Origin of the sequence: Bacillus sp. JJ1533, assembly GCF_036965045.1 — a bacterium.
In the GTDB taxonomy this organism is placed as follows: Bacteria; Bacillota; Bacilli; order Bacillales; family Bacillaceae_L; genus Ferdinandcohnia.
Genome location: NZ_JBALOV010000003.1, coordinates 39523 through 62996, shown reverse-complemented (window position 1 = coordinate 62996; position 23474 = coordinate 39523). Strand labels below are relative to the sequence as shown.

Sequence of the window (23474 nt, the reverse complement as noted above, 5' to 3'; positions counted from 1 at the left end):
TTTACTGAACATGGTAGATGAAGGAAAGACATTGTCTGAAGATAGTTTGGAGTCTCTGCTTATGTTAGAGGGAGGAAATCTAGCATAGAGAACTATTAGAGTTGTCAATCATGTGGTTCTATTAGTATGGTATAATTTCCCTATGCAGTGACTGATTTAGATTTAAACATATATTTATAGCTGGATAGGGGTATCGGTAATGTCAGTAAAATATTTATCAACTACAGCACTCTCTAAGGCAATACAAATACCTGTTAAGGATGTATTTGCATTGCTTGCTGATAAAGGATTAATAACTAGAGAAGAAAATAACTGGATATTAACAGAGAATGGAAAGAAACAGGGAGGTATAGTGAAATCACATCCTCAGTATGGTACATACATTGCCTGGAATGAAGAGATGGAAAATAATTCCATATTTCAAAAATTGGAGAACGAAAAAAACTTGCTTACTTCTACTTCGTTGGGAAAACATTTTGGAATTTCAAAGTTTAGAATCAATCCAATCCTTTCCGAATTGGGCTTAGTTCAAAAAGATGTGAAGGGATGGAGAGTTACTCCACTTGGTAATTTAATGGGTGGAAAACAATTTGAACATGTAAAGACGGGTATTCCCTATGTTTGTTGGAACCCGGAGATTTTAACAAAAAAGAGTATTATCAACGCTTTGAAAGAAGTTCAAGGAGACTCTGCGTTCGAAGAAAAAAATGAAAGTAAAAATACTACGGTAGAATTTCGTGAAAAGTTTGAAGCGAAGCATAGAAGTGCGGATGGGCATTATGTACGTTCTAGAGCAGAGATGCTAATAGATAACTGGTTGTATATGTCCGAAATAGTTCATGCTTACGAGCGAAAACTTCCAATTGAAGAAGATGTATATTGTGATTTTTACTTACCAGTAGGCAAAGTATACATTGAGTTTTGGGGTCTGGAAAATGACGAGAGATATAAAGAAAGAAAAAAAGAGAAAATAAGAGTCTATGAAAAATATGGATTTAATCTGATTGAACTAGATGATAATGACATTAAAAATTTAGATGATATATTGCCTAAGAAGCTACTAAGGTTTGGAATACAGGCGTATTGATAAATAATTTATTACAATGGTAAATTGGAAAACTTTTAGGATAATTGATATACCCTTTTTGAAAATATTGATAGTAGTGAACTTAAAACCAGGGATTATGTAACCAAATACATAAAACTAAGTAGTACTTGTTCGCCCCCCGACCACCGGTATCTTTAGGTAAAATTGAGTTAAATTAAGAAACTATAGAACACTCGCAAATGTTCATACATCAATGTTTGTGGGTGTTTTTTAGTTTTTTGGGTAAAGGCTGAAGTAGGTGGGTTTTGAATTTGTTTTACACATTTTTTACACAAGAGGATACCTTTGATTGTTTGCGGAGCAACTATTATTTAATGTAATAGGCAGTTAATAATGCATAGTAGACTAAATCAATCACTTAAGGGAGATTTGTGTAAAAAATGAAAGATTTACGTTATGAAGTAGGTAAGCGAAGTAATTCGTGGTAAAAGATATCAATTACCAATATGCTGATGTAATTGTTACAGGTTAGCGCAAAAATGAATTCGGTTGGGTACACTCTGAACAAGACGGAGAGTATCTCGGTTTAATGAAGCTCAGAGTACCTCCATAAGAAAGAAAAAGAGGTTACCAAGCTAAGAGATTTAGGAGTCTGACGAATTTGTTTATATAGAGCGGTTTTAGACGAAAGTTAAGTTTCGGGAAGTAACGAAAGCAGGGATATTACGGTTCCCTTCGCTCGCCTAATGGCGGGTTTTTTTATATAAATAGGAAAAAAGAAGGATTTAGTATGTCTGTATAGAATTACAGAAGCAGTAAACATAGAGGAGACGAGAAAATGCCCAATAATATTGAAGTATATTTCACTAGACCTGGAAAAAGGTCTGAAATAAGAGACAGATTGCTATTGGACTTAAAACATGCTAAGCAAAGGATTTATGTTGCAATGGCATTTATTAATGATAATGACTTTTTAGAAATAATCGGGAAATTTAATATTAATTCCCAAAAAAAGTTTATTATAAATACTAATGCTAATAGACATAGAATAGTGACAACAGCTTATACAAATGAATGTGTTCAACTTGGGGGTGTTGTTAATGGAGAAGAAAGTGTGAATTCCCTTATGCACCATAAATTTGTTATTATTGATGATATCCTTTGGTTAGGTTCCTATAATGCAACAGAACATGCTGCACAAATTCACTGGGAAAATATGATTAGAATTACTGATGAACAGGTAATATCCCAGTTTGTTAGAGAATTCAATAAAATGTTCATTATAGGTAGTGCTATACAGCAAAATGGAGAAAGTGTTATTGAGTATACAAATAATGGCCACCAAGAAAGGTTCAATACTATATGTACAGAGTGTAGGGGCTTGACGGCGGGGGATGCTGAGTTAGATGGAACAGTTACTGATGATATACTCTCGCATTTCAATTTTAGTCTCGAACATAATCTAATAAGTATAGATCCCCATGAAGTTACAGAAATATCATACTTTATGGAATGTGCCACAAGAAGATTCCTTTCTCCAGGACCGAGTGAATGGACCGTAGGCGTTTGTGAATTATGTAGCGACGTTCAAAATAGGAATTCTTTAATAAGCGTACACTTTCAGGAACTAGACAGGGGGACAGATAGTAATGGTCTAGTAGATACGCTTGTTAGAAGAGGTAGGGAATATAGATTTTGTACTAAATGCATATTTGACGCTCTAACAAATCACAGAGTGTATAATGAATAGATGATAAAAAAAAGAAAGCCTCGTCACCATCGACGGGGATTTTTTCTTCCTTTCATCATATGCGACAGCTCATCACGATCATAGCTTAACACGGTTATGCTTCGCTATTTCCTCCTCAACAGGGTTAAAGAGTTATTCGTTACTATCATTGCGCATAGAGCCTTATAATAGCCGACAACCCCTACGACCTCTTGCATTGCAGATACACCGATTGATCGACTGTAACGCTAAGCTTATACTACGTACTTTTTACCCTTCTTTGCACAGTAATAGATCTGCACCAAAGTCACCACCGCCCTTTGTAACCTCAGCACGATACACAAACTTTATATGAAGCAATGCAATGTTCGAAGTCATGGCCGTCCATTTGATCGAATTCATGTAGATCCTTTACATGGTGAAAGTATTATTAATAAATACACGGTAATATCCATACACAAAAATAGTAACTAACTCCGCGAAGAAAGTATAGCTAAGTATTTCTTAGGCTTATGGAGTTTGTGATTAGTACATTGAATATATGCCCCAACAATTTAATTTTCTAATTTCAAATACCACTACTTTTTTGTTTTAGAATTGATCGTCCCAAACTCTTCACCTCATGGAACTTTTATTTATTTATCTCCAATATGATTCGCTATAAACTAATGTATTGCCTCAATGAAAAGAGGGTTTAACCCCGAAAAGGGTAGCAGACTATTGAACTTATAAAAACATAACGAACTTTAAATACAGAATCATCTTGAAACAATTTTACTTAGCTTTAAGAACAAGTAACATACCCAAAGTCGTTTGCTGAGCAGTAAAAATATACTATTCAATAAAATGCTTTTTCAATAAAGGGTGCTTTATTGAATTGTGATATATGAAAGCTCAGAGTTAGTCTCTGAGCCTACATATTCTTAAAAGTTTCTATCGTCAGTTTCTCCTCTTCCTCCCGCAGTTCCTTAATCACGTGAGAATAGTGTTAATATGTCGTTTCGATATTGCTATGTCCCAGGTGTTCACACACGTAATTAATGTCAATTTTCATATATAATAGAACACTTGCATGAGTGTGTCTTAAGCCATGAATCGTCATTGGAGAAATTCCAAGTTCTTGTAAGGTTTTTTTAGAGTTTGTTGGCATTGGTGTTGCTAATTTCTCTGTATTTGGACTCTGGGCTATAAAAGACTGAGCCATACAGATTAGGTGTAACTGTCTCGAAAAGTCTTCTAAATTCTTTCATTGTTTTTTTATTTAGTTTAAAGATGGTGCCTGACCCTCATTGTGGTAATTCATTAACGTATTGGGGGGCAGGCATCTTTTTTCGATGTAATAGTCTCCAATATGGGGTAACAGTAAACGTAGGCACTGATAAAGCTAAAATAGCAGAAAAACTAGGTTTCGGTTTCTTTGTTACAGATAAATACTACTAACAGCTGAAGTTGTATCAATCTTATCTTGGTTACTAACGAATTCCACGGCTTTTCCTGAAGAGTATTAGCGATTTGAACAAGTATTATTTGATCTTGATACATTCTCATTTATGAAGGGAGCCATAAAGTTCCCTTATTTATAATCTATAACTTGTAATCGGGAATTAAGGAAGAATCATTAGTTCCAATCCATGGGAATATATAGTATTATAAGAACAGATGTTCTTAATAATTACAGGCTAAATATCATTCCAATTTTAAACGGTTGGATAAGCCATAAAAACAAAGTATAATACATTTAATGAGGTGGAGAATATGAAAAAATTTAAAGTTGCGTCTTTATTCTGTGGCGCAGGTGGTCTAGACTTAGGATTAGAAGCAACCGGAAAATTCCAGACAGTCTTTGCCAACGATATGGACAAGGATGCTTGCACGACTTTTTCTAAATGGTCAGATGCATTAGTAGTACCTGGTAAAGTTGAAAATATTAGTGTAGATGATATTCCTGATGACATAGATATTGTTACAGGAGGTTTCCCATGTCAAGGGTTCTCGGCAGCCGGTCCACGTCAAGTTCTTGACGTGCGTAATAAACTTTATTTAGAGCTTAGTAGAGTGATTGAAGCAAAACAGCCTATCGGCTTTTTAGCGGAGAATGTTAAAGGACTTACTACAATGGCTGGAGGATTAATTTTAGAGAAGATTGTTGAAGATTTTAGCTCAAAAGGGTACAACCTATATCATCAGATTCTTAATGCAGCAGATTTTAATGTTCCTCAGGATCGTCAAAGAGTAATTCTTGTTGGAATTAGACAAGATATCGATAAAGGCTTTGAGTTCCCTGAGCCAACCGGTAGAATTTCTTTACAAGAGGCTATTGGAAATTTCCCTGAACCAAATCCAAATGACGTTTGCCAAGCACCTTTTTCATCAAGATACATGAGCCGAAATAGAAAACGTGATTGGGACCAAGTTAGTTATACAATACCAGCAATGGCTAAACAAGTAACACTTCATCCTAGTTCGCCGGATATGATTAAACTTGATAAAGACTTATGGAAATTCGGTGAAGGGGTAACAAGACGTTTTAGTTGGCAGGAGGCTGCTGCTATTCAAACATTTCCACCAAACCTTGAGTTTGAAGGGGATTTAACAAGCAAGTACAAACAAATTGGAAATGCTGTCCCTCCTAAACTAGCTGAAGCCGTCGGATACAAATTTGCCGAATCACTTGAGAAAGCTGTAGAAATAGAGAGAACAAAGGTAGTGATTTGATGGCAACCCAAACTAAAAATGGCAAGGCATTAGAGTTTGCTTTTCTGCAAATTCTTGATCAAACATTAAGTAGACAAACTAATGTTATGGTTATTGATTCACCCCAATTACAAACAGCACAAAATGCTTATTTGTCATTTCCGAACACGTCGCAACAAAGCATGAGCGCTGGTGCAAGCGCAGGAATAAACACAATCCTTCAATTAGAGCCGCGGCTAATTCACGGTAATGGAACATTACAACTTTCAATTCAACCTGACTCAGCAGGTCAAGCCGGCGACGTTCGAGATGTAATAGGTGTGAGAAGCACAGAAGGATGGGAAATAGGAATATCTTGTAAGAACAATCACGCTGCTCTTAAGCATTCCAGATTATCCTCTACGATTGATATTGGAAATTCTTGGTTTGGGTATAACTCAACTGCTGATTACTTTCATTACGTTGTTCCTATCTTTAATGAGCTCAATGATTTAAGATCACATAACGTGTTATGGAGCGAAATCCCAGATAAGGCAAACCGATATTATGTACCAGTCCTCAATGCTTTAATAGAAGAGTTGTGGAGGCTAAACAGTATTTATCCTGGTCAGATACCACAAAGATTGTTGGAGTACTTACTGGGGCGATTTGACTTTTATAAGGCAATTGTTAAACCAGGCAAAAGAACAACTGAAATTCAAGGTTTTAATTTACAAGGAACACTAAACCAGAGTGCTCATGGAGTAAGACCAACTCTAAGAATGCCGCATCTTAAATTGCCGACAAGATTTTATGACATTCACTTTAAGCCTGGCTCAGATAATACGATCTTAATTGTTTGTGATGAAGGCTGGACAATATCTGCTCGAGTTCATAACGCAAGCTCGCGCGTTGAGCCTTCACTCAAACTGGACGTCCAACTTGTAGGACTACCGCCAACCATTTTCAGGCAGACTTTAGGCTGGTAAGTATAATAAGAGTCCATTCTGGACTCTTATTAGTTTTGACTAGTAAATGAAGCTGGTCTAATAACCCGTTACAGGAGACATTAAACCGGTTTTAATGCCTTTTTCAAAAAAATCAATTGCTTAATTATAAATAGCAATTAGTTTTCTTCTAAAATACTATCGATGTTCTCAATGTTTATATGGTTTGTAAATAGAATATCCGCTATATCAATACCTGATATAATTAGTATCGGATGTTGGTCTTCTTGAATTTCCTCATAGGCTTGTTGTGCTATATAACTTGTTGTGACAAATACGCCGAATTGTCGATGCTTTATTCTTGAAATTAACCTTGATGTATGCTTAACTCTGACCCCAGTTTCCGGACTAAAGAGTTTCGCTTCTAAAGCACAATCTATAATTAATTTCTCGTTTAAGTGGCCAATTCTATATTTGCCAATTGCATCTCTACCGCCATCTTTCCAGGGGCGTGTTAAATCAAATTCAATAAAATTTTTATCCATGAGTTGGACTATTTTGACGGCAAATTTTTCAAAACCAATAGGATTTTCTTTATAATGTTCGTAGATTTTTTCTAGAATTTGTTTTTTTATTTTTTTTGTTGGTAGTTGCTCTATTTTAGTTCTATATGTTTTAATTTTTGGAGCTTTTAATGGTTTTACAGCTGTTAGCCCTTTTTTTATAAAGTCACGCCATACTTTTGGTGCTAACTCCAACAGATTTTCTTGATTCATTCTTAATGCATTTAACCATTCCTTTGAAATTGGTTCTATCCCTGTATCTAAAATAGTAAAATAAGCCTCGTAGTTTTGAAAGCGTTCTCCCTTCTTTGTTCTCCAGATTGCAACTAGAGCTTCATCTGGGTTGATTGATGGATTCCCTGGTACGGCTAATCCTAAAAACCGAACGCTTCTTTTGCTATTATCTGTTATTCTTTTTTGAAATACTAAAATAGCAGGTAATTTCTTTCTTGCTTCCGGACCTTCATAAACTGTTCGAAAAATATCTGCCAATAGTTTATTGCCGCCCTTGGGTGTTTCATGTAGGGTATTTCCAGGCTTACGGTTGTCTCCATAATAACGAAATATCCCAGTTTCAGTGTCAAACAAATCGGGCCATTCTGTCTCATTTCCAGTTGTATATAGTACTACATAAGCCCAATTTTCTGAACTTAACCTTCTGGTTTTACGGAAACCTCCCATATTTTCTAAATTAGGTATTAACTTTGGCAAAGGCTCGTCCCTCGTGTTACCATAGGATCCGCCTTCATAAATAGCATCGATTACTAATGGTGCTTCCGCAAGTTCATCAAATTTATAGATTTTCATATAATACCTCGCTCTCTTACTGCTGTAAATAAAAGTATAAAAAGTGGTATAGAACAATAAAATTAGACACTCGATGGTTTGTTCAAGAACATTTTTGATTTCGTGTTCCCAAGTCTTCTTCACACCCAAGTTTTTTAATATAGTAAGTTGTAACCTCTTCATCCCTTTGTTTGATTCTTTCAAGTTTATATTACCAGCAATCCCTTTTGCTTTTGGACATATACCCATGGATAGGGCAATTATAGCAAAAACAGGAATCGATAAAAAAAAATTTCATATTCTTTAATTTCAATATTAGGTTTCCTAATTAGACATTTATACTTCGCCAAAATCTTACCCCTTTTTTCAAAAGCTCTTTTGCTATCACTCTCTAACTTTGAAACAGACTTAATTGACCGCAGCTTTTTAGATCTGTTTTCTTTCGAGATTTTATATGCCTTTTGAAAACACCTTAAATCGGGAAAGTAGAATAATATAGAATTTACTTTTTATATTTACTTATCTTTATACGTTTAAACAAAATAAGCTATTTGAAACCTCGTAGGAAAGGACTATAATAACTTACTTCATTAAAACAATATAGCTGCCCGTTTTTTACATTTAGTGGTACTATTATATTAGAGTGAATTTTATTAAAATAGTGTTACAGATAAACTCAAATGGCATAAATATATTTTAATACATAAAACCTTTTTAGAAATAGATATAGTGATTGCAAGTAATTGAACACTTATAGAGAGGAGGTAGAAAATGACATATATAAAATGGAACGATTTGATTGCAGAAAATTTTTTTAATGAAGATATGGCCGGAAAGGAAGTTCTTCTATTTGTAGATGAGGCTTTAATAAACGAAATTGGAAGTAAAATCGGTAAGAACACGGATAATTTTATTTCATCAGTTATTGAAGGACCTCCATGGGTTAATGTCCGCAGTAATTCAGGTATTTGTCGAAAGGCAATACAAACATATAAAAATTGGAGATTAAAGAAAAAAATTAAATACCCTCCTTATATAGGTTACCTTGCGTTATTTGTTTTAGCTGGTTATGTAGAAGACGAGAACTACTCTCCCAATGCATATTACCCAAAACTTCGATCTTTATTGAGAGAAGATGAAGGGGGTGGGCAATATCCATTCTTTAATCAAATGATTAATTTGTGGATGGATTTGGAAAAATGGAGTAAAGAAGATAAATTTGAAGAGTTGGGTCGTTTTAATGTTAGAGTACGTGGGAATTTAAGGCATGTTGGCTTACCTCAGTCTCAAACTATTATTTCGAGTAAGGAAAGGAAAAGCCTCCCTTTAATATTTAATAGAGCAGGTATTATTTTCTCGGACTCCCCCGACTATGAAACAATCCGTAATATTTTGCTAGAGCATGGTCAGGACATCTTAGCAAAGAAAACACTAAGACTGTTAAATTTACAGGAAAAAGATAAACATTTATTACAAGCTTTGCTAAATTTGGTTATCGATGAATTAAACGAATGGGATGGTTCTCTACCGGAAGAGTTCTTAGATACAAATACGTTTGCTAGAGCTCGATTGAAAATTTGCATAAACTTAAATAAGGTCACAGAAAAAGCTACGTTTAGTTTAAGGATAAATGCCCAAAATGAGTTTCCAGATGAAACGTTATTTTTGCAGAGAAAGGGAAATATAGGATTATTTCAATGTACACGAAGTATTGAAAATTGGTCTTCTGAACTCAAAAGTGAAGATGGTTCAATATTAAATGGAACTTCATTGGATTGGTTAAATGGAGAAAATTTTGAAGATCAAAGTAATAGATGGAAATGTACTTTAAAAGGAACTAGCGTGCGTGTTTTTGCAGAAGGCCGAAAATTTGGCTTGCCAAATAATTTGGTTGAAATTTCTCGGCTGGAACGGGGATCTCGGTTTATTTTGCTTTGTAATAAAACCTATGTTAGTAACATATTGGAATGGGGAAAAAACTCTTGCGAATCGTTCAGTGAAATTAATTATCAGGGTGTGCCGGCTGGATGGAGTTTATTTTCAGGGATAAATCCGAGTAAATCATGTATGGGAATATCTGAACTGACTATTGGTAGCGAAATAAAAATTCGTCATGTTGATGGGATTCGTTTAGGTAAAGGAAATACTTACTTAAAAGCAGCTCCACCTAAACTATTAATAGAAAATAGTAATGGGACAGAAATTCCCTTTTTGAATGATAAACCACTTAAATTTAATACTGAGAATAGATATTGGGAACTTCCAGAAGATTTGCCAATAGATCAAACTCTTACTATAAATATATTAAATGAAGGTATTGAAATTCGACGAACAAATTTTAAAATTACAAACTCTAGAATATATAATCGTGACAAGAAAAGGTACTTTGATACTGCGGGGTTGCAAGAAAATGAAGATAATCCGCTAGTAATAGGAGTAAATGTATATAATAATGATTCTATTCAATTTGAAAAGGAATACGCCTTACCAACGTACTCATATAACGAAATCATTTTTTTAGGGCAACACCCAGGAGAAATATTTCACTGGCAAAGCAAGGCTGAAATAAATTTAGAATGGGAACCTGTATGGGCAATTTGTAGGGTAAAAAGAAGAAAGTGGAAGGCTGAATTTTGTTCTATGAAAAAAATAGAGGATTGTCAAATCAATAACCAGATATATGATAAAAACGATTTTAGATTTTGGAAAACAGTCATGCGTAAGATGAGAAAATCAATTAAAAGTCCTGAATTTCCTCCCTTAAAAGAGTTGTGGGAAAGCTATCTTGAGGTGGCAAAAAATGTCCATTGATATTCTTACTGTTTTAAGTGTAATGGGTAAAGTTTCTTTTGAAAAATTCAAGGAGGTTTATGATATTCTTCTTAAACAAATGTTTAATAGAGATGAAAAACTAGTACTTGAATATTCCCACTATACTATTTTAAGAGAATTAGAGGCAATGGGGTATTGTGAAATAGATTATATAAAAAGACAAGTTTTAGTTTGTCCACCCTCATTTGCATTATTGCCTATCAGAGGATTACCACGGCTAGTACTAGCTGGCGGAAGGTCTATAGAGATGGTAAATTACATTACAAGACTAGCGAAAAAAAATTCTGACAAAATTAATGTTTCATTTGTAGATGTACCAACAGCAAAGAATGCTCTTTTTCCAAAGTCTATATTTGTAGAAGCTAAAAACATATTCATCCTTAAACAGGTAGTTAAAAAATTGAAACTTGAGGGGAATATAGAAATTCCTGCTTCATACTGTTTATTAGGTTCCTCGCCAAGTGTAAGCGAAGTTAACAACGCTCTTATATTTAATTACGCTGATGAACCAAATTGGAAAAAAACTGTCTTCTGTCGTGAAAATTTATATTTTCGGCAATTTGAAACTTTTGATGAAATAAGGTTAGTCAAATACACAAATCCTATGTCCCAACAACATTACACATGGGTTTGGTTTAACAAAAATGCAGCGGCAATCGATATTTCATGGGGGAGATATTTAATTCTGCACTATTATAAATCAAAGGTGCTTTTATTTGATTCAGTCAGGAAGCGCTTTGCAGTGCCAGCTATTTTACCTCTACCTAAACAACTTTATAAAGCTGCTATTTTTTCAACAGGAATTCTTCCAAGAAATAAAATACTTCGAAAGCAGATAGGAAATTTAAATGAAAATATGAATATTACAGTTTTTGATTGTATTTCGGATACTATAGCGTTAGAAATATCAAAGAAATTAGGGCTTGATTTATTGGAAGCTAACCTAAGTTAGGAGGAAAAGAAATGAGTAGTCCAATAGAAGCTTTTGAGGAGATTAAGCAAAATTTTACTAGATATATTAAGACCGCATTTGGCACAAGTTTCCCTTCACTAGAAAAAGAGAGGGAGGAATTGCTTTTAAACCCAGGTGTTCTGGCACAAGATCCATGGATTGAACCATTGCCAAGGTATAAAAGTTCAAACAAGAAAATAAAGGACCTAACCAACAAAGATCTTCCTAACTTTACTTCAGAAGAGATAAATTTATTTAAAAAATTAGTAGAAAGTGGTCTGTTTAATCCTGAAATTCCCTTATATACCCACCAAGCCCGGATGCTAACGGAAGCATTATCTTCAAAGCATTGTGTTATAACTTCAGGGACCGGTTCAGGTAAAACTGAATCATTTTTATTGCCTCTCTTCGCTTATTTGTCTAAAGAAGCTAGTAAGTGGGGAACTATTGTACAAAAAGAACCCCATGCCGACGATTGGTGGAAAAGCTCAGAGTGGCAAAATCAGTGCAATCCACAAGTTGGAAAAACACGTAGAATTAAAAGATCTTATCGGGTTCCTCAAAGGAAGCATGAGAAGAGGCAATCTGGTGTTCGTGCTTTAATATTATACCCAATGAATGCATTAGTTGAGGATCAATTAACCCGCTTAAGAAAGGCATTAGACTCTGAAGATGCCAGAAAATTCTATGATGAGTACCTTGGGGGAAATAAAATTTATTTTGGTAGATATAACGGAATGACCCCTGTCGCGGGTCATGAATTTAAAAAAACAGGAAATCCTAATAAGGATAAAATAGAGGAGCTAGCAAATAAACTGAAAGAAATAGAGAATACAAGCATTTCTGCTCTTCAATATTCAAAAGAGAAAGGTGATCCTGAAATCCCGTTTTTTTTCCCAAGACTTGATGGTTCAGAAATGAGATCCCGATGGGACATGCAAGATTCCCCACCAGATATATTAATTACAAACTATTCAATGCTAAGCATAATGATGATGCGGGAAGTGGATGATGGAATATTTGAAGAGACAAAGAGGTGGCTTAAAGAAAGCAAAGAAAATGTCTTTCATTTAATAATTGATGAGCTGCACATGTATCGTGGTACATCAGGTGCAGAAGTTTCATATTTATTAAAACTCTTACTAAAGCGTTTAGATTTAAAACCAGACCACCCGCAGTTACGTATTTTAGCATCAAGTGCATCCCTTGAACCAGATGATGCTGATAGTAGGAAGTTTTTAAAAGACTTTTTTGGAATAGAAGGGGAAAAATTTGAAATTATTTCAGGCATACCTGAATATATACCTTCTTCCAATTATGACCTGTTCTTGCCATCAAAACCGTTTATTCAATTTAATGAAGAGATTGAAGAAAATCCTGATCAAGCAATTTACAACCTATTAACTAGTTTGGGTTCTAAAGAACCAAGTGGTGAGACACTAAAAGACTTTTTGGAATCAAAGGATTTGAATTTAACTAATATACTTCTAAATGCCTGTATGAGCGGCAAAAAAATACGAGCTGTATCAATTAGTGATTTCACTAAAAAAATATTTGGTCCAAATGTAAGTATTAAAGATAGAAAAAATGCAGTTAGTGGATTATTTAAGGCTAGGGCTCTTTGTGATAATAAAGATATGAGCAGTTTACCATCCTTTCGTTTCCATTGGTTTTTTAGGAATATAGAAGGGCTGTGGGCATCTACTGCTAGAGAAGACATCGATAATAAAACGAGATCAGTAGGAAAATTATTTTCTAAACCAAATATCATTGATGATAAGGGAAGAAGGATACTAGATCTCTTATACTGTGAACAATGTGGAACGGTTTTTTATGGTGGTAATCGATTGGTATTGCAAAATGGAGAATTTGAGATGCTTATAACATCTCCTGATATCGAAGGAATACCAGACCGTAACAAAAAGAATATGGTTGAACAAAAAAAATACGAAGAGTATACAATTTTTTGGCCCGTGACAGAGGCTGAAGAATTGCATAAAGAAGCTTACTCATGGAATCAACCAAAAAGAAAAAAGGAATGGGGGAAGGCAAAGGGTGAATGGAAGCCAGCTAGCCTTAGTTCATTAACTGGCAGCGTTATGATGACTCATGAAGATGCGAATAAGAATCCATCAATAAATATTAAAGGCTACAATTTTATAATTAATAATGATGAAACAGAAGACTTTAATGCATTGCCATCTATTTGTCCTTGTTGTAGTGCTGATTACTCAAAAAGAAAATATTTAACTAGCCCAATTCGGGGGTTCCGAACGGGTTTTTCAAAAGTGAGCCAAATTCTATCAAAAGAATTGTTCCATCAACTATCTGAAAAGAATGAAAAAAAGTTAGTAGTTTTTTCGGATAGCAGGGAAGATGCAGCTCAAATATCAAATGGGGTTGAACGTAATCACTACAAAGATTTATTTAGAGAAGTGGTGGTAGATGAACTTCGGTTAGCTACAATTGGAGAAACGCAACTTTTAGCTGATTTAGAACAGGGGAATACACTCTCATCTGTTTCTATGCAATATATCAGTGCTTATCCTATGGCGAAGCAAAGAATTACTGAGTTATTGGAACAAACAAAAGAAGTACCACCTCCGGCATACAGGGGATATTATGAAACTGCTTTAGCAGAGTTAGAGCAAATTCGTAATAAGAGGGAAACACTAATCGTGCATTGTAATGAGTTAATCAATACAGCGTCTACAGATGATTGTGGAAGAATAATATCTAGGCTCCTAGGCTTAGGGGTAAACCCAGCTGGGAACGATATTAAATATCAATCTTATTGGTGGGGAAACCACGATCACCGCTGGACGGAACTTTTTGATTTTGAAAATAAAAAGTGGAGGAGCAATTTACCGCCTGAGGCGGATTCTTATAAGAACCAAATATATACTAAGATTCGAAAAGAATTATCTGAGTTGTTATTCAGCAGATTGTATTTCGGATTTGAATCTTCTGGGCTTGGATACCCCATTATAAACATTGAAGATACTTTGTTGGAGGCTAGCTCAAGTTCATTAGGAATTGAGTCTAGTAAATTGAAAGAAATTTGTAATTCAGTTCTGAGAATACTTGGTGATCTTTATCGGCACGAAGGCTCGGATTATCGCATCGATGACTGGGTTGAATACAAAAATGCACGAAGTTCAGTAAAGCAATATGTAAGCAATGTTTGTGGGCAATCAGGACTTCCTTCGAGCGCTCACGCGGTTGTAGGGGAGAAAGTCCTTCAGTTATTAATAAAATCAGGACACTCTGGTGCTATTATTTCTACCGATAAACTGTTATTAAAAGTTGCGGCGGAAAATGACCCTTATTGGGAATGCCCTAATTGTAAAAGACCACATCTACATTTATCTGCCAATATTTGTACTAATTGTTATACACAGATCCCAAATGAAATTAAGGGGACGTGTCGGGAATTAATGCAGCAAAATTACTTGGCTCATATGGCAACAGATGATAGACTACCTATCAGATTACATGCGGAAGAATTAACCGCCCAAACAGATGACCAGGCTGCACGTCAACGGTTATTTAGAGGCATTTTAATGAATACCCAGGGAAGTAACAATGTTAAAGAAGTCGACGAGATTGATATTCTAAGTGTGACTACTACTATGGAGGTAGGCGTAGATATTGGTAGTCTTCAAGCAGTTATGCTAGGAAATATGCCGCCAATGCGGTTCAATTACCAACAGCGTGTAGGTCGTGCTGGGCGAAGAGGTCAAGCTTTCTCATTTGTATTAACTCTATGCCGGGGAGGCAGAAGCCATGATGACCATTATTTTGAGAATCCCTCTGCAATAACAGGTGACCCACCTCCAGTTCCGTTTGTTACGATCGATCAACCGCCTATAATTAAGAGGCTTTTGGTAAAGGAAAGTTTAAGGCAAGCCTTTAAAACTATTGGTCTTCGATGGTGGGATGGACCGGAGAGCCCTCCGGATTCACACGGAGAATTCGGCTATAAATCTAATTGGGGTGCCAATAGGGACGCGATTGATAAATGGCTAAGGTCTAATAAAAATGATATTGAAGATATTATTGTTTGTTTACTTCCAAGTTGGCAAGCCGATAAAGAAACTGTAGAGAAGTTATTAAAATATGTGCAAGAAGAATTAATAAGGGAAATTGATGAATGTGCAAGTAATCCCGAATTAGTTGGGGAAGGGCTTGCAGAATGCCTTTCAGAAGGGGCGAAACTCCCAATGTTTGGTATGCCAACCCGTACAAGGCTTTTGTATCATGGTTTTGATAGTAAAACAAATGAACCTCTTACTATTGATAGAGATATTGAATTAGCTATAAGTGAATTTGCTCCTGGCGCACAGAAAACAAAAGATAAGGCAATCCACACTTCAGTAGGATTCACTTCTCCACTTCTAAAAGTAGAAGGAAAATGGCAACCATCTATTGAAGATCCATTACCACAGAAAAATAGGTATCAAATTGCACACTGTGCGAATTGTGGTTATATGAAAGTAGATGAAAACTTAGAAGAATGCTTCAACTGTGGTGAAAGTATAGGTGAAAAATTTAAAATATATAATGTTGCAATACCCCTAGCATTTAGAACCGATCTTTCTAAGGGAAAAGATGCTAGGGAAGAAGGAGGGGCTATTTCTGGGGCTCCATCGAGTATCGCTGAAGGAAAACAGGTTGTCTTTAATAATGTAATAGGTACCAATTCTCAGGTTAGTTTAAACAATGATGGACGTGTTTGGAGAATTAATGACAACAACGGAAACTTATTTAAAGGCGGTCATATAACTACTAATCATACAAGAAATAATAGTGACAGAGTCGTAAAACATTTTACCTTTAAAGGTCAATGGATACTTGAAGATTATAAGTATACAAGTGATCAGGATTTCATTACAAGTGAAAAATTAGGCATTGCTAGTGCCAAAACAACTGATTTATTAAGAATCAAACCAATTTCTAATAATAAAGGATTAAATCTTGATCCTATAAACATAACAGCCAAAGCGTCCCTATATTCAGCAGGATTTTTACTTCGTTCTGTGGTTTCAGAAGAATTAGATATAGATGCCGATGAAATTGAAATCTCCCAGTGTTTAAGGTCTGAAGTTGATGATGGAAGTTTTGTTGGGGAAATAATCTTTAGTGATAGGTTGCCAAATGGTGCAGGTTTTGTACGTTGGTTAGAAAATAATTGGATAACCGTGTTAAAAAACATTGTTGAACCAAATGGAAAGCACTCATTTATGGACTTTCTAACAAGTGAAAGGCATCAATGTGATACTGCATGTTATAGTTGTTTAATGAATTATAGAAATATGCAGTACCATGGATTATTGGATTGGCGTTTGGGGCTAGCCTTTTTAAGGAGTATGTATGATAAAAAATACCAGTGTGGGCTAAATGGGGATTTTTCAACTCCAGAATTAAAAGGGTGGATTGGCTTTGCAGAGATGCTGGCAAACCAATTTGCTAATTTTTTCGATTATGAACTAACCGAATGGGCAGGAATCCCAGGAATAAAAGCTGGAAATAGAAATATTATTATCGTTCATCCTCTATGGGACAAAAATAACTCTGATGGAATCTTAGCAGATGCTATAGTTGCTGCAGGAGCAAATATGGACAACATCGATTTTATAGATACTTTTAATCTTGCAAGGCGCCCTGGATGGTGCCATGAATTATTAGGAGGAAGTATGGATGAAAATGATGCCTGGTGGTAAAATCCCATCATCCATAAACATAAGTCCATTAAAAAGGATCCCAGCAAGCAGATTTTTTGATATGCAGTTATGTAGTTTTAGGGAAGTAGTAGTATCAAATGGGTTGGAAAAGCTACTTCCTTCATCTCCGAATACGTATTTTGGACTTGCTGCACATTCGTTTTTGCAAAAAGTTGGTTCAGGATTAATCAATGAGCCAGATGACTTTGAAAATGGGTGGTTAATGGCACTATCAGAGGTAGAAAAGCTCCTGTTAAAGTCTGAAAGAGAAAAGCATTTTATTCCTTTAAGCAAAACAGTTAAGCAATTTGAGATTAAGAAAAGGGTATTGTTTAAAAAGGCTTCAAGTTTAATGATTAATAGAGGAATAAAATATAAATCAAATTCTAACTTATTTCAAGGAATTGAAAAATGGTATCAGACTGAAGATGGTATAGTGGGCGGCTATTTAGATAGGGTCTTATTAACTGAATCAGGTTATGAAATAATTGATTATAAGACAGGGATACTTTTTGATAAGAACACAATGGAAATTAAAGATGCTTATAAATATCAGCTCTTAATTTATGCAGCATTATTTTATGAAAATTTAAATGAATGGCCGAGTGCGTTAAAAATTCAAGGAATTAATGGGGAAGAACTTTCTATTAATTACAACAAAGATGAATGTGTTAAGATACTAAAACAAGCAAGAGAGTTGTTTTATCGTGTTAACGATTTGATAACAAGATTTAACGACTACCTAGAATTACAAAAACATTTAGCCAAACCAGCTCCTGAAAATTGCCAATACTGCAGTGTCCGACCTATATGTAATGAATATTGGAAAGCAAGAGAAAAATATCCCCAATTAAATTGGAACAATGATATAAGGGGGCAATTCGAGAGCCTATTTACATTAGGTAACGGCACATATTTGCTTAAAATTAAATCGGGACTTAACACCTATAAAATTAGGGGGCTTAAACCAGATAGGCATCGAATCATGGAAGGTGGTTTTTTAAGTATCTACAATTTATCGAGCGATAAAAACGAGAATTGTTTTCGCGAGAATATTTTAACAACAATATTTACTTAATTTACTTTGCATTGCCCTCACAAATAAATTAGTATAGTACTAAATATTGAACCAGTGTTTAAAAATGCTGGTTCTTATTTTTGCAGTAAAATAACAATAAAAAAATAAATAATAGGAAAAAAAATATAAATAATAAGATTTTAATAAGTAAAAAACTTCTGCTCATAGGTTTGGGTTAATGGGTATAAAATATTTGTTAGATTTAAATACCTATTAAGTTAAGAACGAGGAATTTTACATAATAAATAAAGTTCTATTGAAACTATAAACACGTAGAGTAATATTTGAGAATTGTAAGATTAAGATTACCATAAGAACTTATTTTATGTATGATACTGGGCTTATTTATAGGATAAATTATTCGACAAAATACTCTAGGAAGTAGAAATACAATTATTCGGGTATTTTTCTTCGTTTCATATGGTGGTTCAGCCTTCATGCTTTGTGCTAGCATTTGAATCGAGTCTATGATACTATCAAGCTTCGTTTCAATCTCCGATGCAAAAGATAGAATGTCACGACTACTGGAAAGCCCACCTCTTGAATAAAAGGCATCATTTACTCCCTAAAACTCCACCTACCTCTAAATAAGTAGAGCCAACTTCCTAAAAGGAGAGCTGGCTCAATCAAAATAATAGTTCAACTGTTTCAACATTGGCTCGACAACTCGTGCGCCTTTTTCTCAACAATCGGCCCACCTGCTTTAATAAATGTACTGGTTGATACAATCAGATCCCTTACTACGGAAAGTGCTTCTGTATCAACGGGTGCTATTGGATTTTCAATAAAAATTGTTGAAGTCTTTCCATCCTCATTAATAAATTGCTTTTTTTGCTCCCCCATTCTTTAAAATAGTTTCAATTTTACTGTCCGTCACCAGCTAACGAATAGCTGTTATTACGGTCAAAGCTTACATGCTGTAAACATTGAAGTTTTTTAATTGCAACGGCTACTGAATATAAATCATCAGCTGTTACGAATGGGTTGATGTTGTTGTAGTTTTAGTTTTTTAAATCATCATTCCTTTATCATCAGTCCCATTTTTAAACACAAAGCGTAACTGTGTACGTTGAATACACTGCATTGCTGGCATGTCTCTAACCTTTTTTACACATATGTGATAGAGATAGAAAGGTAGAAGAGGGACACTCAATTTAAAAACACTTTAAATGGACTTGTTGCTTTTTATTTTCACTTTCTATTTAGACGAGTTATTAACTATCAAAAACGGAAAGAAAAACTATTAATTATTTCTAATAATTGATTCTCTAAAAAATTTTACTCAAAAAAGCAACCTAATAGGTAGTTTTTTGAATAATACAACCCCATAGGTTATTCACTTTTTATTTCTTCTAGGATTTACTAATTTTAGAGGTGATTTTATGTATGAATTAGTGGGTCAACGGATTAAAAAGTTTCGAACTGAGAAAAAGTTAAAACAAGAAAGACTTGCAGAATTAGCAGATATTACAACAAAGCATTTAGGGGAAATTGAACGTGCCGAAACTAACGTTTCACTAGTAACTTTAGAGAGAATTTGCCAGGCTCTAGAAATTTCACCTTCACAACTGTTTACACCTTATGAAGATGTGAAACATATTAAAAACCCGCAAATTCTTTTATCATTGATAGATTTACTTGAAAATAAGCCAATAGAATTACAGAAGGATCTATTGAAAATTATGAAGATTCTTATCAAAACACTTGAATATATCCGTTCGAGGAAATAAGAAAAATTCGACTTCTTTCACCTTAGATTAAAAGCATCCTCTGATTATACTGCTATTTTTATAAATAAAATCCCCGAAAAAACAACACCAAAAAGGAGAGAACCCCATGAATCAAATTCAAGAATTCTATGAAATTAATCCTCAAACCGAGGCAATTCTGTCAGTGGCTGAAATTGAATATTCAGCAATTGTCCTTGAGGAAGACAGGAAGATTCTAGTTAGACAAACACCCTTACAAATTATTAAAACAGCTTGCCTAGAAGGTGGGGCTTCCTATGAAGGAAGACGAAAGGCTGTTATCCATTTAACGGGTGCAATACAAAAGGTACCAATCCCGATTAACCCTCGAAGAAAGATCTTCGCATTTCCAACTCATTCTCCAACCACGTTTGAGTGCAACTGGATTTTCTTCCACCAAATCAAAGCAATTGCTCCAGCAAAGATTTCAAGTCCAACCATTCAATCCATTATTTATTTTAAAAATAACCAATCACTTTCCATGAATGAATCTTGTTATGTATTACAAAAACAATACCAACGTACAGCAATGTGTATATTACAATATTCAATACCGGAACAAATGAGAGCGCATTCAATGGTTGGAATTTAAAACAAACCTCGAAAAAATTTCACAAAAAGGATGGCTATCACTAATGAACGAAAATCTCCTAATAAAAGAAATGATATTATTTTTTATTCCTTCTCTCGCACTATGACTGAAGAGGATATTTTAGGAGAGCATCAAGGCTAACTGTTAGAGTAAATAGTTGGATGTTAGCTTTCGTTAGAAGTAATAGTTAATAATTGTTTCAAAGAATAAAGAAATTGTATTCGCTGGTTACTGTCCAATATCCTGAAGTAGTGCAAAATAACAATTTATTTTATGTAATAGCAAAATACAGTGGTTAAAGTTTTATAAGTAAATGATATAACTGTATAATAGATTATGGAAAATTTAGAAATTAGTACATATAGAATAGGGTAAAAACAAAGGCGGTAATAGGAATGTCAGGGATTAACTTAAAAAATGATTTTATTCATTGGCTTAATAATCAGGTAAAATCCAATGGAAAGCCATATACGGAGTTGACCAAGAAAGAATACATAAGAGCCTTGAGCAGTGCCTGCAAGGAGTTAGATAATTTGCCATTATCAAGCCATGACCTGTTTAACATTCATTCTTCAGAGGAGTTTCAACAAATCACTTTGCTTATTAGGAATCATTCAGATTTTTCAAGAGTCAATTTAAAGTATGGGAATGGTGCACTTTCCGCAGCTTTGATTAAGTATGCTGAATATCTTAAATCAAATAGTAAAGAGGGGACCGTTGCCTGGTTTGTCGGAGCTTCGTATGGTGGTACGAAGGATCAGTTACAACGATTTATTATTGATGGTATTTGGGAGAATGGTTATGATGACAAATATACTGACCAGGTAAATTTAATTAAAGAAGGGGATCTTATAGCCATAAAATCCTCCTATGTAAAAAAGTATAATTTGCCATTTGAAAATTACGGGAATATGGCTTCAGTAATGGCAATAAAGGCTATCGGTGTTGTTAAGAAAAATTTTCATGATGGAAAGCGAGTAGCCGTCGATTGGAAGTTGGTCAATCCAATAAAAGAATGGTACTTCTTCACTAGCCGAAATACAATCTGGAGAGTGGAAGAGAAGAAGGACTGGATGACTAAAAATTTAATTGATTTTACCTTCCATAATAAAGAACAGTTTATCAAAGGATTTGTTAATCATCCTTATTGGAAGGATCGTTTTGGGGAGAAACGAGATTCCCTTTATGAATGGACAAGCTTTTACGAAGCAGCCGCGAAGGCATTGTTAAAATATAAAGAGGACCGTAGCGACTTGGTTAAAGGGCTCCATGCGATGTTTGAAAAACTTAAATTGAATAATCCGTTAATCGAAACAAAAGTTGGTGGGACGAAAGGGCAGTTGGAGGATATTTGTCCATTTACAGTTTTCGGACTTTTTAACAAAGGGATTACGGATGAAAATAGGCGTGCTATCATGAAGGAATTGGCTAAATTACTACGAGTGGAGGTAGAGATCCCATCGACCTTCTACGGAGTTCCGACTCTTAATAACATGAATGCATGGTTCTTTGGGGGGGAAGCGTATAGGAAAGTATCGGATATTGACCTCTTATGGTCTTTATTTGATGCTGCAATCGAATATGCAGATGAATTTACCGAAGAAAATAAGGTTAAGTTTATTAATATGTTTGATCAAGTTACGCAGCAATACGGTATTCAATGGAATATAACATTTGCGTTATATTGGATAAAGCCTTGGGATTTCCTCCCATTAGATCAAAATACAAGGAATACCTTAAAGGAAAAACTAAACATTTCCATCCCAACGGGTTCATCAAAGAAAACATGTTCAGGTTCTGAATATTTAAATCTGATTGAATTTATGGTAAGTCAATTTGAAGACGAAGGATATCCAGTGCATACGTTTCCAGAGCTTTCTTACAAATCTTGGAGTGGAGAACTAACAACTCCAAAAGAGGGTATTGCGTCAGTAGAGCCAATAGAGCCTGTATTGGAAACGTACACTAAGGAAGACTTTCTTAATGAAGTTTTCCTGAATGAAGAGGACTATGAAACTGTTGTGTCTCTATTACTAAGAAAGAAAAATCTTATCTTGCAAGGGGCTCCTGGTGTAGGGAAAACCTTCACTGCTAAAAAGCTAGCTTATTCCATGATGGGTGTGCAGGATGAAGAAAGGATAAGGATGATCCAATTCCATCAGAGCTATTCCTACGAGGATTTTATAATGGGCTATCGTCCCAATGGTTCTGGGTTTGAATTAAAGGAGGGACCGTTTTATCAATTTTGTCGAAAGGCATCTAAGGATCAAGCTAATCCATACTTCTTTATCATTGACGAAATTAACCGAGGGAACATGAGCAAAGTTTTTGGTGAACTGATGATGCTAATCGAAAGTGATAAAAGGGGGGAAGAGTTAACACTCACATACTCGAATGAACCTTTTTCTGTTCCAAAAAACCTATATATTATTGGGATGATGAATACAGCTGACCGAAGTTTGGCGATGATTGATTATGCTTTGAGAAGAAGATTTTCTTTCTTTGAACTTGAGCCGGCTTTTCATACAGAAGCTTTTAAAAAATATTTATTGGATAAAGGGGCTAGTGAAGAATTAATCAATAGAATAATAATCAAAATTGGTAGACTAAATGTAGAAATCACCAATGATGCTAATCTCGGAAATGGTTTTCGAATTGGTCACAGCTATTTCTGTGATTACGAAGCCAATGATAATTGGTACAACGAAGTTATTAAATACGAAATTGAACCCCTTGTGAAGGAATACTGGTTTGATGAGGAAGATAAGGCGAATAACTACATTGACGAGCTTTTACGGTGATT

General features: G+C 34.8%; 15 protein-coding genes and 2 pseudogenes. 11 read left to right on the top strand and 6 right to left on the bottom strand.

The features are described from left to right. Positions 1 to 199: 199 nt before the first annotated feature. The gene (locus V7138_RS01330) at positions 200 to 1087 is read left to right on the top strand and encodes a glycerol kinase (protein WP_335393539.1); all 888 of its coding nucleotides are present in this window, start codon (positions 200 to 202) and stop codon (positions 1085 to 1087) included. A gap of 799 nt (positions 1088 to 1886) precedes the next feature. After that, complete coding sequence (locus V7138_RS01325; RefSeq protein WP_335393537.1) at positions 1887 to 2798, top strand: phospholipase D-like domain-containing protein; 912 nt, start codon at positions 1887 to 1889, stop codon at positions 2796 to 2798. Positions 2799 to 2902: 104 nt separating this feature from the next. On the opposite strand, the pseudogene V7138_RS25240 reads toward V7138_RS01325, so the two are convergent. The 3 genes and pseudogenes from V7138_RS25240 to V7138_RS25235 all read right to left on the bottom strand — a co-directional run. Next, positions 2903 to 3013, bottom strand: a pseudogene (locus tag V7138_RS25240) (hypothetical protein); the annotation flags it as partial. 34 nt (positions 3014 to 3047) lie between these two features. Continuing rightward, entirely contained in the window at positions 3048 to 3179 is a 132-nt protein-coding gene (locus V7138_RS01320) for a hypothetical protein (RefSeq protein WP_335393535.1), read from the bottom strand. A 586-nt stretch (positions 3180 to 3765) separates the two neighbouring features. Then, positions 3766 to 3927, bottom strand: coding sequence for a tyrosine-type recombinase/integrase (locus V7138_RS25235; protein ID WP_438824300.1), 162 nt, complete (start codon positions 3925 to 3927; stop codon positions 3766 to 3768). 605 nt (positions 3928 to 4532) lie between these two features. Between V7138_RS25235 and V7138_RS01315 the strand changes: the two genes are divergently transcribed. Further along, entirely contained in the window at positions 4533 to 5492 is a 960-nt protein-coding gene (locus V7138_RS01315) for a DNA cytosine methyltransferase (protein ID WP_335393533.1), read from the top strand. Then, complete coding sequence (locus V7138_RS01310) at positions 5492 to 6439, top strand: HaeIII family restriction endonuclease (RefSeq protein ID WP_335393531.1); 948 nt, start codon at positions 5492 to 5494, stop codon at positions 6437 to 6439. The genes V7138_RS01315 and V7138_RS01310 overlap by 1 nt, the downstream gene beginning before the upstream one ends. Positions 6440 to 6576: 137 nt before the next feature. Here V7138_RS01310 and V7138_RS01305 read toward each other — a convergent pair whose 3' ends face one another. After that, positions 6577 to 7950, bottom strand: coding sequence for a restriction endonuclease (locus V7138_RS01305; protein WP_335393529.1), 1374 nt, complete (start codon positions 7948 to 7950; stop codon positions 6577 to 6579). Positions 7951 to 8517: 567 nt separating this feature from the next. On the opposite strand from V7138_RS01305, the gene V7138_RS01300 reads away from it, so the two are divergent. From V7138_RS01300 to V7138_RS01285, 4 genes are read left to right on the top strand one after another with little or no spacing between them, the layout of a single operon-like run. After that, a complete protein-coding gene (locus V7138_RS01300) occupies positions 8518 to 10557 on the top strand; it encodes a hypothetical protein (RefSeq protein ID WP_335393527.1) in 2040 nt (679 codons plus the stop codon). After that, positions 10547 to 11530, top strand: coding sequence for a hypothetical protein (locus V7138_RS01295; RefSeq protein WP_335393525.1), 984 nt, complete (start codon positions 10547 to 10549; stop codon positions 11528 to 11530). Before V7138_RS01300 ends, V7138_RS01295 begins: the two co-directional genes overlap by 11 nt. 11 nt (positions 11531 to 11541) lie before the next feature. Further along, a complete protein-coding gene (locus V7138_RS01290) occupies positions 11542 to 17253 on the top strand; it encodes a DEAD/DEAH box helicase (protein WP_335393523.1) in 5712 nt (1903 codons plus the stop codon). Next, on the top strand, positions 17231 to 18331 hold the full coding sequence (locus V7138_RS01285; RefSeq protein ID WP_335393521.1) for a PD-(D/E)XK nuclease family protein: 1101 nt from the start codon (positions 17231 to 17233) through the stop codon (positions 18329 to 18331). The genes V7138_RS01290 and V7138_RS01285 overlap by 23 nt, the downstream gene beginning before the upstream one ends. A gap of 465 nt (positions 18332 to 18796) precedes the next feature. Here V7138_RS01285 and V7138_RS01280 read toward each other — a convergent pair whose 3' ends face one another. Then, positions 18797 to 18886: a YvrJ family protein gene (locus V7138_RS01280; RefSeq protein WP_335393519.1), complete on the bottom strand. Its 90-nt coding sequence runs from the start codon at positions 18884 to 18886 to the stop codon at positions 18797 to 18799. Positions 18887 to 18979: 93 nt separating this feature from the next. Further along, positions 18980 to 19174: a DUF2922 domain-containing protein gene (locus tag V7138_RS01275; RefSeq protein ID WP_335393517.1), complete on the bottom strand. Its 195-nt coding sequence runs from the start codon at positions 19172 to 19174 to the stop codon at positions 18980 to 18982. Between the two features lie 539 nt (positions 19175 to 19713). On the opposite strand from V7138_RS01275, the gene V7138_RS01270 reads away from it, so the two are divergent. The 3 genes and pseudogenes from V7138_RS01270 to V7138_RS25230 form a co-directional block, all read left to right on the top strand. Further along, entirely contained in the window at positions 19714 to 20061 is a 348-nt protein-coding gene (locus V7138_RS01270; RefSeq protein ID WP_335393515.1) for a helix-turn-helix domain-containing protein, read from the top strand. A gap of 106 nt (positions 20062 to 20167) precedes the next feature. Further along, positions 20168 to 20671: a competence protein ComK gene (locus V7138_RS01265; protein WP_335393512.1), complete on the top strand. Its 504-nt coding sequence runs from the start codon at positions 20168 to 20170 to the stop codon at positions 20669 to 20671. A gap of 1961 nt (positions 20672 to 22632) precedes the next feature. Then, a pseudogene (locus V7138_RS25230) lies at positions 22633 to 23472 on the top strand (AAA family ATPase); the annotation flags it as partial. Between the last annotated feature and the right edge of the window lie 2 nt (positions 23473 to 23474).